This is a genomic window from Mailhella massiliensis (assembly GCF_020741395.1).
GTDB lineage: Bacteria > Desulfobacterota > Desulfovibrionia > Desulfovibrionales > Desulfovibrionaceae > Mailhella > Mailhella massiliensis_A.
Genome location: NZ_DYZA01000030.1, coordinates 1 through 16,328 on the forward strand (window position 1 = coordinate 1; position 16,328 = coordinate 16,328).

The 16,328-nt window shown below is 57.1% G+C and carries 6 protein-coding genes; all 6 read left to right on the forward strand.

Features of this window, described 5'->3' with window-relative positions; translation table 11 throughout:
* Positions 1 to 189 precede the first annotated feature (189 nt).
* The 6 genes from dctP to K8W16_RS01690 all read left to right on the forward strand — a co-directional run bounded on the left by dctP (position 190) and on the right by K8W16_RS01690 (position 16,318).
* Positions 190 to 1,224, forward strand: a complete 1,035-nt coding sequence (gene dctP, locus K8W16_RS01665; RefSeq protein WP_304120587.1) for a TRAP transporter substrate-binding protein DctP — start codon at positions 190 to 192, stop codon at positions 1,222 to 1,224.
* Positions 1,225 to 1,242: 18 nt separating this feature from the next.
* Complete coding sequence (locus tag K8W16_RS01670; protein ID WP_304120589.1) at positions 1,243 to 1,752, forward strand: TRAP transporter small permease; 510 nt, start codon at positions 1,243 to 1,245, stop codon at positions 1,750 to 1,752.
* Entirely contained in the window at positions 1,742 to 3,043 is a 1,302-nt protein-coding gene (locus K8W16_RS01675; protein ID WP_304120591.1) for a TRAP transporter large permease, read from the forward strand. The genes K8W16_RS01670 and K8W16_RS01675 overlap by 11 nt, the downstream gene beginning before the upstream one ends.
* A gap of 267 nt (positions 3,044 to 3,310) precedes the next feature.
* Positions 3,311 to 4,912 carry a (2,3-dihydroxybenzoyl)adenylate synthase gene (locus K8W16_RS01680; protein WP_304120593.1) on the forward strand — a complete coding sequence of 534 codons (1,602 nt, stop codon included), beginning with the start codon at positions 3,311 to 3,313 and terminating at the stop codon, positions 4,910 to 4,912.
* Positions 4,913 to 4,949: 37 nt separating this feature from the next.
* Entirely contained in the window at positions 4,950 to 11,624 is a 6,675-nt protein-coding gene (locus tag K8W16_RS01685) for a non-ribosomal peptide synthetase (protein ID WP_304120596.1), read from the forward strand.
* A 26-nt stretch (positions 11,625 to 11,650) separates the two neighbouring features.
* Positions 11,651 to 16,318: a type I polyketide synthase gene (locus K8W16_RS01690; RefSeq protein ID WP_304120598.1), complete on the forward strand. Its 4,668-nt coding sequence runs from the start codon at positions 11,651 to 11,653 to the stop codon at positions 16,316 to 16,318.
* The last annotated feature ends 10 nt before the right edge of the window (positions 16,319 to 16,328 follow it).

Here is a 16,328-nt window from a genome sequence, read left to right on the forward strand (position 1 = left end):
AAGCACATCCTTGTAGAATTGATGCGCTTCTTATAACTCAAATCTCGTGTAAACACTATCTAGGAGTTTTTGGTGGAGAGATTATCGTAAGAAAATGTTGAGTGTGAGAATTTGTACGACATAGACTGCGATGTCGTATGAAGGCTGAGGATAAAAAGGGGGGAATATGTCTATTGGAAGAGGAAGAAAATGAAAAAAATCGTGCAGACCTTATGCGGTGTGGCTTTGAGCTGTGCTGTCGTGTCGTTTCCGGCGTTTGCTGCGGAGCAGTTTATTTTCAATTTTGAAACAGGTCTGGGTTCTCAGTCCGTACAGCAGGTGCGGACACTGGAGGCCTGGAGCTCCACGGTGGAAAAGGCTTCCCAGGGGCGCATAAAAATCAATCTCTACCCCAACGGCTCTCTTGCCCGGCCCAACGTCAATCTCATGGCCTGCCAGGACGGACTTGTGGATATCGCCTATCTGCACTCCTTCTTTTTCACCGACAGACTGAAGGCGCTGGAAACTCTTTATGTTCCGGGGCTGAACATTACCGATCCGCGCGCCGCCTCGCTGGCCGTATGGGAGCTGATGGAAAAGCATCCTGTTTTTCATGAAGAGGCGAAAGGGGTGAAGATACTCGGCGTACACGTTTCTCCCATGGTCATAGGCTCTGTGACCAGGGCCGTGGACGGTGTGGAGGCTTTCCGTGGCCTGCGCCTGCGCACCAACGGCAAAAGTACGGCGGTGCTTGCGGAGCACATGGGCTCCAGAGTGATGACGGTGCCGGGACCTGATATCTTCATGAATCTTCAGAAAAAAATAGTGGAAGCGGCAGTTGCCTCATGGGAAGGACACCGGGGCTTCGGACTTACGGATATATGCAATTCATTCACCGAAGGTGACTTCATCCCTCCCATTTACTTTTATCTTGTCATCAACCGCAACCGGTGGGATGCGCTTCCGCCTGATCTGCAGAAAGTGATGGAGGACGCGGGCGGAGCGCGTTTTGCGGCCCTCGGAGGGGAAACGGAAGCCTTTATTGCAGCCGAGGTGAAGGCCGAGCTTGCCCGGGAAGGCAAGAAGGTGATCACCCTTACCGGCGAGGAAAGAAAAAAGATGGATCAGGTGTGCACAACGGTGCGGGAAAGGGAACTTGCCCGCATGGAAAAGGAAGGCATGACGGAGGCCGGACGGTATGTTTCCGAATTTATGGATCTCATGAAGAAATATGAAATGCGGTAACGAAGGGGAATCCTTGTTATGAAAGCTGCTGCATTTGTGCGCAGCGTCGTGAGCGGTGCGGCCCGATGGGGAAACCTGGCGGGCTGTGCACTGCTTTTTTTCATGGCGCTTTTGATAACGACGGATGTTCTTGCCAGAAGTCTGGCGGATACCTCCATCCCCGGTGTTTTCGAGGTGGTGGAAGTGTGCATGGGAGCAATGGTCGGCTGTGGCCTTGCTTTTACCGGGGTAACGCATAGCCATCTTGATGTGGAAATCGTGACCGAACTCATGCCGCCGCGTGCCCGGAGCATTCTGCGCGCCTTCGGCAATATGCTCGGATTTCTCTTCTGCGCGGCAGCAGGAGTGAAAACGCTGAGTCTTGCGCTCGATGCCTTCAGCAACAGGGAATGCACTCCTACGACGAGCCTTTTGACGGGGCCATTCATCTTTCTGCTGGGACTTGGTTTCCTGCTGCTTGCCGTGGTTTTTCTGGTGCATGTTCATGAGGAGAGCAAAATCAGCAAAGAGGTGCGCCATGACCGCTGAATGGACGGGTTTTCTTGGTCTTGTCGTACTGCTGGCACTTCTTTTTCTTCGTGTGCCGGTGGCTGTGGCCATGGGTGTGGTCGGAGTATCCGGCATGATGGCTCTTCTCGGCATGGGGGCGGGCGTCAGTCTTTTACGTACGGCGCCGTGGACGAGTGTGGCCTCGTATGACTACGCCGTCATCCCGCTGTTCATGTTTATGGGGAATATCTGCTTTCATAGCGGCATATCTGAAGAACTCTTCCGGATGCTGCACCGCCTGGTGGGACATTTCAGAGGCGGGCTTGCCCTTGCCACGGTGGGAGCGTGTGCCGGATTTGCGGCACTGAGCGGAACGACGCTGGCCACGGCTGTGACCATGGGGGCCGTAGCTCTGCCGGAAATGAAGAAGCTCGGGTATGATCCTGCTCTCAGCACCGGCGTCGTGGCCGCCGGAGGCACTCTGGGAGTGCTTATTCCGCCGTCCACCGTTCTTGTTATATACGGTATGCTTACGGAACAGAATATTGCAGAACTGTTCATGGCAGGCATTGTACCCGGGATTCTTCAGGCGCTTTTTTATGCGGTGACGGTGGCTGTCGTGTGTCGGATGAAGCCCGACGCCGGTCCTGCCTGTGCTCCCTTTCCTTGGAAGGAAAGACTTGTCTCGCTCAGAGCTTCTTGGCCGGTACTGGCTCTTTTTGCTCTGATCATGGGGGGTATATGCCGGGGCTGGTTCAGCCCTTCGGAAGCCGCCGCAGTGGGAGCGTCGGGCGCGCTTGTCCTTGCGCTTCTCCGCCGCAGGCTGACGATGCACGCGTTTGGCGCATCGCTCATGGAGGCCGTCAAATCCACGGCCATGATCATGATCGTCATGGTGGGAGCCATGCTGCTGGGATATTTTTTCTCGGTTACACGCATTCCCTTCACGCTGGCTTCCGAGGTAAGCGCCCTTGAGATCAGCCCCGTCATGATCATGGTGACGCTTGTGGTCATGTATGTTCTGCTCGGCTGTGTGATGATCCCCATCGCCATGATCGTTCTTACCATGCCCATTGTTTTTCCTCTCATCACGTCTTTGGGGTACGACCCGGTATGGTTCGGCATCATTGTGGTACGAATCTTTGAGATAGCACAGATCACGCCTCCTGTGGGGCTCAATGTCTTCGTCATTAAATCGGTGGCCCATGATGTGCCGCTGACGACGATTTTCCGCGGCGTATCCTGGTTCCTTGTCGCCGACATCCTGCACTTGGCAATGCTCTTTGCTTTTTCCGGCCTGAGCCTCTGGCTTCCCTCCCTGATGCAATAGAATAAGGGTGCACCGTGCTTTCGGGGGCAGATGCGGGACAAAGGCACTGTGGAGGCCTCGGGTATAAAAGGTGGCAACTTTTTGGTCTGATAGGGAATGTTCAGCAGAAAAGGCCTGGGCTAAGCTCAGCGGTGATGTCTGCAGATGGAATGGCACGAGGATGGAGCTTCGGTGGAAGGCAGGATTTCTGTATATTTTGATAATGAATTTCATTTTCAAATAAATCATGTCCCGAATGCGGCATGGTCGTAAGAAAGGAGAAGGTGGATGTATCAGGTTCCTGTGCAGGAGTACATGGAGAAAGGATACTGGCAGCCCCTGACGCTGGGGGAGGAACTGCATGAAGCGGCACGAAAATACGCCGGCAGGACTGCCGTTGTCGCGCCGGACGGTTCGGTGACGTACGGGGAGCTTGATTGTCTGGCGGATGAGTATGCCGCAGGGATAGCCGGCCTCGGCATTCAGTCCGGTGACAGGGTGCTGGTGCAGCTTCCCAACAAGCTGTCGCTCATGGTGACGGTTTTTGCCCTGTTCAGGCTGGGGGCGATTCCCATCATGGCACTTCCCGCCAGTCGTCAGGCCGATGTGACGGCCCTGTGCGCTCTTGCAGAGCCTGTGGCCTATATTACCACCGATCGTTCCGGTTCTCTGGAATACGGTCCCACGGTAGAGGCCCTGAAATCGGGGTATCCTCATCTTCGTCATATCATTACCGACAACGGCGGCATAGAGGGGACCATTCCCCTGCAGAGCCTTCGGAAGCAGGGCGGCCTGCCGCCTTCCGGGACGTGTTCCTTTACGGATACGGCGCTGCTGCTGCTTTCCGGGGGAACCACGGGCACGCCAAAGCTCATTCCCCGCCGTCATACCGACTATGCCTACAATGCAAGGGCGGCTTCCGAACGACTGAACCTGTGTGAGAAGGACGCGTATCTTGTGGTGCTTCCTGCCGCGCACAATTTTTCTCTGTCCGCTCCGGGTATTATAGGAACGCTCATGCACGGCGGCAAGGTCGTTCTTGCCGGAAATGTCGGTCCTGAGGAGGCTTTTGCCCTCATTGAGCGTGAGCGCGTCACCTTTACGGCGCTTGTTCCGGCGCTGCTCAATCTGTGGCTGGAAGTGAGGGAGTGGGAAGAGGTGGATATTTCTTCCCTGCGCTTCATCGAGGCGGGCGGTTCGGCGGTGGATCCCGGCATGGCGGCCCGTGTGGAGCCGGTACTCGGCTGCAAGATGGTCAATGTGTTCGGAACGGCGGAAGGGCTTATCTGCACCACGTCGCTGGACGATGATGAGGAAACCATCTGCAATACGCAGGGACGGCCCATTTCTCCGGCCGATGAGGTGCGCATGGTGGATGAGCACGGCAATGACGTGCCCTATGGTCAGGCCGGGGAAATGATAGTGCGCGGCCCGTATACCATTCAGGGATACTATCGCGCCCCCGAAGTGAACCGCCATGCCGTCACGGAGGACGGATACTATCACACCGGTGACGTCGCCCGTTTTACGCCGGAAGGCAGGATTGTGGTCTGCGGCCGTATCAAGGAGCAGATCAACCGGGCAGGGGAGAAGGTTGCCCCCGTGGAAGTGGAAAACGTGCTGCGTACGATGCCCGGCGTCACGGATGCCGCGGTGGTGGGTGTGGAAGATGCGGAACTTGGCGAGCGCATTTGTGCATGGATCATGACGGATGGGGACGCGCTTTCCCTGGCCGATGTGTATTCCCATTTTGAAAAGAACGGCATGGCGCGTTTCAAATATCCCGATCAGCTTGAAGTCGCGGAGTCGTGGCCTGTGACCAGTGTGGGCAAGGTGGACAAGCGTGCTCTGGCCGTCATGGCTGCAGAGCGCCGGGCCGCCGGAAACTGAACATTTTCCAACGGACGATTTTGGAACAGGTGAATACATGGCAGTTAAGGACCCCGCAGCGATAGAGTATGATGTTGTCCGGCAGAGCATAGAAAAGCTGACCGCGACGACGCTGTTTTCCGATACGGATAATCTTGTCGGTCTTGGGCTGGACTCTTTGAAGATCATGCGTCTTGTCAGCCGCTGGCGCAAAGCCGGTGTGAAGGTCACGTTTGCCGAAATGATGGCGGAACCGGTACTTCAGCGCTGGATGGAGATTCTGCGCCTCAGGGCAGGGGAAAATGTTCTGGAAGAGCGCATGGAGCGGACGGAACCGGAGGACGCCCCCTTTGCCCTGACGGATGTTCAGTATGCCTATTGGATAGGTCGCAGGGACGGACAGGCTCTTGGTGGGGTAGGCTGTCACGCCTATATAGAACTGGACGGTCGTAATGTTGACTCTGATCGTCTTGCCGAGGCCTGGCGTATAGTGCTGAGTCATCATGCCATGCTGCGTACAGTATTTCTTGAGGACGGCAGACAGAGCGTTCAGCCGGAGGCCTCTTCCGGCGCGCTTGTCGTGCACGACTGTACGCGGATGGACGGCAACGAGGAAGCCGCTTTTCTCGCTGAACGGAGAAAGGCGCTTTCCTGCCGCCGGCTTGAAGTGGAAAAAGGCCGTCTTGCCGGTCTTGAGCTGTGCCTTCTTTCCGGGGGACGTACCCGGATTTTTTTCGACATCGACCTGCTGGTTGCGGATGTGCAGAGTTTCTGCATCGTGCTTCGTGACCTGGCCGCCGCCTATGCGCGCGGTGTCAGCCCTGCGGTACCGGCGGACTGGCGCTTCTCCGACTACCTGGCGAAGAAGGAGGTCCGGATCCGCGCCGACAGGGAAAGAGATGCCCTCTGGTGGAAGAATCGTCTTTCCGAATTTCCCGGCGCCCCCGCTCTTCCGCTCAGATGCGATCCGTCGCAGGTGGAAAGAGCCACCTACAGGAGGCGCATCTTCCGTCTTTCTCCCGGGGAATGGAATGAGGTGAAGGCGGAGGCGAAGGCGCGCGGCGTCACGGCCGCCATGGTGCTGCTTACGGCCTATGCCGAAGTGCTGGCCCGGTGGAGCAGTCACTCCAGGTTTTTCATCAATCTTCCGCTTTTTGACCGTGAAACGGGAGACGCCGGACTGGAAGACGTGGTGGCGGACTTCACCAATCTTCTGCTGGTGGACGTGGACTGTACTGAGGAAAAAAGCTTTTTTGACCGCCTGAGGGATATACAGGCCCGCTTTTACGAGAATGCGGCACATTCTTCCTTTTCCGGCGTGAGCGTACAGCGTGAGCTTGCGAAGATACGTCCCGGCGAGACGTTCATTGCTCCTGTGGTGTTCGCCTGCAATCTGGGGACGCCCCTTCTTACCGACGAATGCCGGGAACATCTGGGCGTGCTGCATGATATGCTTTCCCAAACTCCTCAGGTCTGGCTGGACTATCAGGTATATGAAAGCTCCGACGGTGGACTGGTACTCGCCTGGGATACGGCGGAAGAGCTTTTCCCTGAGGGGATGGTGGATGATATGCTCCTTGCCTGCGGTCATCTTTTACAGGAGCTTGCCGGAGACCGCGACTTCTGGGATTGCGTACCCGATGTTTTGCCCGAGCGTCAGCGCGAGGCCCGGGAAAAGGATAAGGCTCTGGCACAGCCTGCGCCGGATGCACTTCTTCATGCCGGATTTTTTGAATTGGCAGCAGTGCACGGCGAACTCGTGGCCCTTGTGGATGGCATGACGGGGGAGAGCGTCACCTATGGGGAACTTGCACGGGATGCACTTCGTGTTGCCGCGCTTCTTCAGGAACGGGGAGTGAAAAAGGGTATGCCAGTGGCCGTTACCCTGCCGAAGGGCAGAGAACAGATCGTTGCCGTGCTGGGCGTGCTTGCGGCGGGTGGTTTTTATGTTCCGGTGAGCCATACCCAGCCTGCGGCAAGGCGGGAGCGCATACTTCATCGTACGCAGGGGCGCTTTGTTCTCGGTGCTGCCGATGTGGTGGAACCTTCCTCCCTTCCCGAGGGCGTCGAATTCGTGGATATGGCGGATCGTTTTTCCATACCGCCGTTGAGCGCTCCTGTTGCCGTGGATGCCGCCGACCTTGCCTACGTCATCTTTACTTCCGGTTCTACGGGTGAACCCAAAGGCGTGGCCATAGAACATCGCAGCGCGGCAAACACCATCCGCGACATCAACAGCCGGTTGAATCCGGGCACGATGGATGCCTGTCTGGCAGTATCCTCTCTGGATTTTGACCTTTCCGTGTACGATATTTTCGGCACTCTTTCTTGCGGGGCGAAGCTGGTGTTGCTGAGTGAAGCTACGCGCCGGAGTGCAGAAGACTGGGTTGATGTTGTCTGCCGGCATGGCGTGACGATATGGAATTCCGTGCCCATTCTGCTGGATATGCTTCTTGTCGCAGCCGAAGGACGGGGGTGGAAGCTGCCTTTGCGCGCTGCACTTCTGTCTGGAGACTGGATAGGACTGGATCTGCCGCTCCGGCTTGCGTCATGCACATCTCATGCGCGTTTCATTGCCATGGGAGGAGCTACGGAAGCCTCCATCTGGTCGAACATCATGGAAGTTCCCACGCCGGTTCCCTCCTTCTGGAAGTCCATACCGTACGGAAGGCCGCTGTCTCTTCAGAGCTACCGCGTCGTGGATGCAAAGGGGAGAGACTGTCCCGACTGGGTGGAGGGAGAACTGTGGATAGGCGGGGCCGGAGTCGCCCGCTGCTATCTCGGCGATGAGGAGCGTTCCGCCGGGCGTTTTCTGGAGGAAGGCGGGATCCGCTGGTACAGAACCGGCGACATGGGGCGCTTCTGGCCGGACGGAACCCTGGAGTTTCTCGGCCGAGTCGACAGTCAGGTGAAAATACGCGGTCATCGCATTGAGCTCGGAGAAATAGAAGCCGCCATGCGGCAGTGCCCCGCCGTAAAGGATGCCGTTGCCGTGACCGTGACCGGATCACGGGGAATACGCCGGCTGGGCGCGTATGTGGTGGCCGGAATCACCATGGGCGATGAGGAGCTTTTTGAAAAGGTTCGCTCCTTCCTAGTCGACAGAGTACCGGAATACATGATTCCGTCAGTGTTCGGCAGACTTGAGAAGCTGCCCCTGTCTGCCAACGGAAAACTGGATCGCAAGGCGCTGCCTGCCTTTGAGGAGAAGAGCGGGACGGAAGAGCGGCCGCTATCTGCCATGGAGCAGGCGCTTGCCTCCGTATGGCGGCGTGTTCTCATCCTGCCCCATGTGGGAGCGGAGGACAATTTCTTTGAGCTTGGGGGCGACTCCCTTGTTGCAACGCGTCTTGTAGCGGAAATGCGCCGGGAGTTGAAAAGGGAAGTTACGTTGGACATGCTTTTCCGTTTTCCGGACATTGCCTCTCTTGCCCAATGTCTGAATGCAGAGAGCGGAGTGTCGGAAGATACGGGTGATCTGCCTGCCGTGGAGAGTGATGAGGCCGGGCGTTTTCTTCCTTTCCCGCTTACGGATGTGCAACATTCCTACTGGATAGGGCGTATAGGCGCGTATGAACTTGGGAATGTTTCCAGTCATGTCTATTTTGAGTTTGACAGCGAGGGCATGGATCTGGAACGGCTTTCCCGTGCATGGAATATGCTGGTGCAGAGGCATGACATGCTGCGCGCGGTAATTCAGGCAGACGGCACGCAGAAGATACTGCCTTTTGCAGAGCCGTATGCCTTCCGGGTCTATGATCTGCGCGATGCCGAGGATGCCGGAAAAACCATGGCGGAAGTGCGGCGGAACATGTCTTCTCAGATACTTTCCGCAGATGTATGGCCGCTTTTCGATATACGTGCCGCGCTTTATTGCGAGGATGGAAAGGAAAGAATGCGCCTTTTCCTCGATTTTGACGCCATGCTCGCCGATGCATGGAGTATTTTCCTGCTGCTTGAAGAATGGCGGAAACTTTACAACGATCCTGAAACCGGGCTTTGTCCTCTTTCCCTTTCCTTCCGTGACTATGTGCTTGCAGAGAAAAAGCTGGAAGCGACGGCGCGCTGGCGCAGGGATTTTGAGTACTGGAAACAGAGAATGGAGTCACTTCCCCCGGCGCCTGAGCTTTCCCTTGTCAGACAGCCTTCGGAAATTTCTCATGCTCGTACTGTACGTTTGGCTTCTTCTCTGGAGCCGGATGTGTGGGCGAATCTTCAGGAGCGCATACGTACTCTGGGACTCTCGGCTTCGAGTGTGCTCGTATCGGCCTATGCGGAGGTCATAGGCCGCTGGAGCGCATCTTCACGCTTTACGCTGAACCTTACGCTTTTCAATCGGTTGCCGCTTCATGAGCAGGTAAATGACATTGTAGGGGACTTTTCCTCTATTGAGCTTCTGGAAGTGGACATGGATGCCGAACCTTCCTTCCTCGGCAGGGCAAGGAGGATACAGAGTCGCCTGTGGGAAGACATGAGCCACCGCACGGTGAGCGGCGTGCGCGTCCTGAGGGAACTCGCGGCATCGGGGCGGGCCATGCGTATGCCCGTGGTATTTACCGGTGCGGCGGGCTTCGGCGCCGCAGGGCGCGATGCATCGAGCTTCTCCGGGCTCGGCACCCTCGTCACCAGTCTCACGCAGACTCCGCAGGTCTGGCTGGATCATCAGACCTATGAGCAGGATGGCAGGCTCATGCTCAACTGGGATGTGGTGGAAGGCCTTTTCCCTGAGGGCATGGTGGAGGACATGTTCTGCGCCTATGTGGATCTGCTGCACCGTCTTGCCGGCAATGAGGCCGCGTGGTCGCAGCGGAACGTCGTCACTCTTTCCGATAAGCAGCTTCGTACCCGGGCGGAGTACAACGATACGGCGTGGAAGCATGAAGCAGGCACGTTGTCCTCTCTCGTTCGTCAGGCGGCGTTGCGCCATGCGGACAGACCGGCGGTGATCACCTCGCACCGCACCATGACGCATGGAGAGCTCTATCGCCGTGCCTGCGCCGTGGCCCGTGCTCTGGCGGAAGCGGGGGTGAAACGCGGCGACCTTGTGGGCGTTGTCATGGAAAAAGGCTGGGAACAGGTGGCGGCTGTGGAAGGCATTGTTCTTGGCGGAGCCGTCTATGTGCCCGTCGATGCCCATGTTCCTCCTGCCCGTCTTGCACAGATAGCAGCTGATGCCGGTATGAAAGTCATACTTACCCAGGCTGACCTTGCTTCCACCCTGTGCTGGCCCGAGGGATCATGTGTTATTGCCGTAGATATTCTGACGGAAGCTGAGGAGGCTCCGGAAGATTCCGCATCAGAAGAAGATCTTGCCTATATCATCTATACATCGGGTTCTACAGGCAGCCCTAAGGGTGTGGCCATTGATCACCGTGGTGTGGTGAACACCGTGCTGGACATGAATGATCGTTTCCATCTGACGCCGGACGACAGGCTTTTCGGACTCTCCGCGCTGCATTTCGACCTTTCCGTATATGACATATGGGGGGCGCTGCTTTCCGGTGCGGCCGTGGTACTGCCGGATGCGGATAAGCTGAAGGATCCTTCCCACTGGCAGGCGCTGGCTGCAAAAAAGGGTGTCACCATATGGAACTCCGTACCCATGCTTGTGCAGATGCTGGTGGAATATCTGGAGTTTTCAGGAAAGTCCGGCAGTATTCCCCTGCGCCTTGTTCTTATGAGCGGCGACTGGATTCCCCTTGATGTTCCGGGACGCCTTCGCATGGCGGCGCCGGCTGCCGGGCAGTACAGCCTCGGCGGCGCCACGGAAGCCTCCATCTGGTCCATTTTCCATCCCATCGAGACCGTGGAGCCCGGATGGAAGAGTGTGCCTTACGGCAGACCGCTGCGCAATCAGCGCTGGTATGTTCTGAATTCCCGTCTTGAGGACTGCCCTGACCATGTTCCCGGCGAACTCTGCATCGCCGGAACGGGTCTGGCACAGGGATACTGGAAGGATGCCGTCCGTACGGCCGGAAGTTTCTTCACGCATCCCGATACGGGGGATCGGCTGTACCGCACGGGTGATATGGGCCGCATGCTTCCCGGCGGGCTGGTGGAATTTCTCGGACGCAGGGATTTTCAGGTAAAAATCCGCGGGCATCGCATAGAACTTGGTGAAATAGAATCGGTGCTGCTCTCCAGAAAAGACGTGCGTGAGGCCGTCGTTGTGGTCACAGGTGAAAGCGCCTCCTCACGCAGACTCGTGGCCTGCGTGGTAACGGAGGACGCGGCGGATACGGAAGAGCTGCTTCAAACCGTACGGGACAGACTACCCGATTACATGGTTCCTTCCGTGGTGATGAAGATGGATGCCATGCCTCTTTCCTCCAACGGCAAGGTGGACAGAAAACGCCTTCTTGCCATGGCGGAAGAGTGCAATGTGCCCCGGAAACAGGTTGTCGAAGTTTCATCGGAAACGGAAAGCAGAATTGCAGATGCCTGGGCCGCCGTCCTGGGGCGCAGGCCTGCGGGCATTGACGACAATTTCTTTGATGCAGGGGGCACTTCGGTTCTGGCCGTACGCCTGCACAGGGAACTGACGAAGGCATTTGCAAGGGAATTTCCTCTGGTAAGCGTGTTTACCTACCCCGACATACGCACCATGGCGGCGTTTCTGGAAGGTAAGGGCTCCGGGACGGAAGCGGCGCTTGCCTCTTCCGGGCGCGCGGCCATGCGGAAGAAACACCTGAAAGACCGAGTTGCGGCACGGAAGAGACCTTCGACGTTTTGAAGGCATTGGTGCGCGGCGGAGAGCACATGGCGACAACACTGGAAGAAGAACATGAGGTGATTATGACGGAAGACAGGGATAGCGGACTCATAGCGGTCATCGGCATGGCGGGGAGGTTTCCCGGCGCCGATTCGCTGGAACGCTTCTGGGAAAATCTGGTATCCGGCGCCGACGTCCGCACGACGTTCACCGATGAGGAACTTGCACAGATCATTCCCGGGCGCCTTCTGAAAAACGGGGAATATGTAAAAAAGGGCTACATTCTCGGCAAGGTGGACAGGTTTGATGCGGAATTTTTCGGCTATACGCCGAAGGAAGCCGAGGAACTGGATCCTCAGCAGCGCATGTTCCTCGAATGTGCCTGGGAGGCCTTTGAGGATGCAGGACATGTGCCGGGAGAGGAAGCCTCGGTAGGAGTGTACGCAAGCATCACGCAGAGCAGCTATCTTGTTTCCGACAATCTTGCCATGCCGGAACACCCCATGCCTTTTTTCAGCAGACTCATGGGGAACGACAAGGACTATGCCGCCCCAAGAGTGGCTTATAAATTCGGACTGAAGGGACCGGCCTTCAGTGTGCAGAGTGCGTGTTCCAGCTCTCTTGTGGCTACAGCCACGGCCTGTCAGGCGCTTCTGGACTATCACTGTGACATGGCGCTTGCCGGGGGGATTTCCATTTCGCTTCCGGAAAAGACGGGGTACCTTGCCGGGCAGGATGGAGCCATGTCGCGTGATGCATGTTGCCATGCCTTTGATCATCGTGCTTCGGGCATGATGTACGGCAACGGTGTGGGTGTTGTGCTGCTGCGCAGGCTGGAGGACGCGCTCGAGGACGGAGACCATATCTATGGTGTGGTGCGCGGCTTTGCCGTGAACAATGACGGTTCCGACAAGATAGGTTTTTCCGCTCCCGGCGTTCATGGTCAGGAAAGCGTGCTTCGTGAAGCGTTGGAAATTTCCGGTGTGGAGGCTGGCAGCGTTACCTTCATAGAAACACACGGCACGGGCACGCCCATGGGAGATCCTATGGAAGTGCGCGCGCTGGAAAGCGTGTACGGACATTCTTCCGTTCCCTGCGCGCTGGGCTCGGTGAAGACCAACGTAGGCCATCTTAATTCCGCCGCAGGCATAGCCGGATTCATTCGAGTCATGCTCTCTCTCGACAAAAAGATGCTGACGCCTACGCTGCATTATGAAAAGGCCAATCCGGAAATAGACTTTGAACACAGCCGATTCCACGTTCAAGTTGAAGCCTGCCCGTGGACGTCTGAAGGTCCTCTGCGGGCCGCAGTGAGTTCCTTCGGCCTCGGCGGTACCAACTGTCATATGGTTCTGGAAGAGGCTCCCCGCAGCAATGTTTCTTTTTCTGAGAAAAAATGGAGCGTCATTCCTCTGTCCGCAAGAACGGAAGAATCACTGGAGAATATGACCAGTCGGCTTTCAGCGTTTCTTGAGAAGCATCCGCAGACGGATATTCGGGATATCGCCTGTACTCTTCAACGGGGACGCAGGCATTTCGGATGTCGGCGTGCATTAACGGCGGATTCGACGTCATCGCTCTTGGCGGATCTGAAGGATAGGCGGTGGAAGGAAAGACTTGTGGAAGGAACCGGGGAAGGCTCTGCCGGCAGCGTCTATTTCCTGTTCCCAGGGGCTGGCTCCCAGTACGTCGGTATGGGCAGGGATCTTTACGAAGAAGAACCCGTGTATCGTGACGCCGTGGATGAGTGCTCCCGCATTCTTTTGCCGCTGCTTGGGGAAGATATCCGCAATGTTCTTTACGCTCATGAAGAGGAGAGGGACGCGGCGTCGCAGAAAATGTCCGCTCCTACGTTCAGCTTCGCCTCGCTCTTTGCCACGGAATATGCCCTTGCCAGACTCTGGCTCCATCGGGGTATACGCCCTGCCGGCTATGCAGGGCACAGTTTTGGGCAGTACCTGGCCGCCGTCATGGCCGGAGTGTTTTCTCTTGAGGATGGCCTTGCCATAGCGGTCAGGCGCGGTCAGCTCATGGACAGGGTGGAGGAGGGAGCCATGCTTCTGCTTTATGCTTCCGAAGAGAGCATTCTTCCTCTTTTGCAAGACAGCTTGTCCATTGCCGCCATTAATGCGGAGAAACTGTGCACCGTTTCCGGTCGTCCCAAGGATATGGAAGCGTTGGAAGAAAAGCTCGGCGCCATGCGTATTCATTATCGCCGTGTCGCTGCAACCAGAGCCGGACACAGCGCACTCATGGAACCCATCCTCGCTGAATTTCAGGCCATGCTGTTCTCTGTGCGTATGAACACTCCGAAGGTACCACTGCTTTCCAATGTTTCCGGGACATGGATGACCGATGAAGAGGCCGTCAGCCCCGAATACTGGACAGGGCACATCCGCCGTCCCGTGCGTTACAGTGAAAACATAGCGGCTATCCTGAAAGATCGCAACGCGGTGCTTCTGGAGGTCGGTCCGGGCAAGATTCTGGGGACTCTGGCCAGACGGCACGCCGATCTCAAGGGGCAGTCCATTGTGTTTTCCATGCGTGATGAAGGGCAGAACATCAGCGACGGGCAGGCGCTGGCCGCGGCCTGTGCCGCTCTGTATGCCTCCGGCGTGGATCTGGTCTGGACGGGGCGGGGGAGGCGTATTTCTCTGCCGACCTATGCCTTTGCCGATACACGCTACTGGTCGGCAGAGGCATGTTCCCGCAGCCTGATGGACAGGGGAGGCTCCGCGCTTGTGTCCATGATGGGCAGGCTTATGGAAAAGAAAGACTCGCTGGACGAGTGGTTCGTACTGCCTCAATGGCGCCGCACCTTTTTGCCGCGCATGACAGGTAGCGAAAAGAGCGCCCGGGTTCTGATTTTTGCCGACTCCTCAGGCGTGGCCGATGCTCTTGCGGCACGCCTTGCGGATTATGGTCATGAGAGCGTTCTTGTCCGCAGAAAAGGCGAGGCGGCGGAGGGCGAGCCAGAGGTTTGTCCGGGCAGGGAAGAAGACATGCTCTCCATGCTGAAGGCCTTGAAGGCGCGCGGCTTTGCGCCGGACTTTATCATTCATGCATGGCTTGTGGGCGGCGGAAGTGAGGAAGACATGTATGCGCAGGGCTATCAGAGTCTCACAGGCCTTGTGCGTTCCCTCTCCGCGTCTGACATGGAAGAGCGTCCGCTCGGCCTTGCCGTGATTGCCGATGGTATGCAGCAGGTGACAGGGCATGAGACGCTTATGCCGGAAAAGAGTCTGGTTCTCGGCCCGTGCCGCGTCATTCCCAATGAATACAAGAATATTCAGACATGCAGCATTGATGTGGAAGTTCCCCGGGAAGGAGAGAAACTGCCGACGGCCGTGCTTGATGCCGTGCTGTGTGATGTCTTTGCACTCAGGAAGATTCTGACAGGCGGGAGCCCGGCGGCAGATCATGCGGAAACCATCGCCTACCGGGGACTCTGCCGCCTGGAGCAGACGTTTGCGCATATTCCTCTTGCCGGGGATGCCGCAGAGAAGAGCGTGCCGCTTCGCCGGGGAGGCGTCTATATGATCACCGGCGGTTTCGGTGGGGTAGCATGTGAGCTCTCACGTTATCTGGTGAAGGGCTGGGGCGCGCGCCTTGTCCTTGTGGGAAGAACGCCCCTTCCTCCACGGGAGGCATGGGATACGATACTTGCATCTCCCGGGGCGGACGAGGGCATTGCTCTTCGTATCCGGCAGGTGCGGGAGCTGGAGGCCATGGGCGGCGAGTGCCTGGTGTTTTCCGCCGACATTGCAGACATGGGGCAGATGGCCCGCGTGTGTGATGAGACACTGAAGCATTTCGGGGTCATCAACGGTGTCTTCCATGCCGCCTCTACCGTATCTTCAAGCATGATACAGGTGCAGACCGATGAACATGCGAGGGCCGTCATCAATACCAAGGCACGGGGTACGCGGGTCATAGAGCAGCTCATGACGCGCACGACTCCCGACTTCGTGATGCTCTTTTCCTCTCTGTGCTCCAGCACGGCGCCTCTGGGCTTTGCGGATTACGCTGCGGGCTGCTGCTTCATGGATACCTATGCCTGTGCCGTGTCGGATCGTCTGCCTTACCGTGTGGTTTCGGTGAACTGGGGCTACTGGGAAGGAGTAGGCATAGGAACTGTGCTGCTTCCGAAGATGATGGAGACCGTGGGCGGCAACGTGGAGGCTCACGGGATTCTCGCCGGAGAGGGCATGGAATGCATACGCCGCATTCTCGCAATGCATGAGGCCCAGGTCATGGTTTCCCCCTCGGACTATCCTGCACTTGTGGCGGAACTCAGAAACAGTGCAAAGAACGTACTCAGGGATTACGCACAGGGAAAAAATTCTCAGACAATGGTGAAAAGACCCCGTCTTTCCGTTCCCTACGCTGAACCTCAGACTGCCGTGGAAAAGGTGATCGCCGCCGTATGGCAGGAAATTCTTGGTTTCGATGCCGTAGGCTGCGATGACGCATTCGTGGAACTGGGCGGTGATTCCCTGCACGCCATTCCCATGGTGAGCAGACTGGAGGAAATCTTCCATACAAAGGTGCCCATCCGTGCCCTGGTCACGGAAAATACGGTGAGAAAACTTGCCGCATACCTGGTCGGAAATGAAGGAAAGCCCGGCAGGACGGCAAGGATTGCGGAACTTTACATCAAAGTAAAAAACATGTCGGATGACGAGATCAAGGCCATGCTGGCCCGCAGGTCATAGCGTCTCGTTT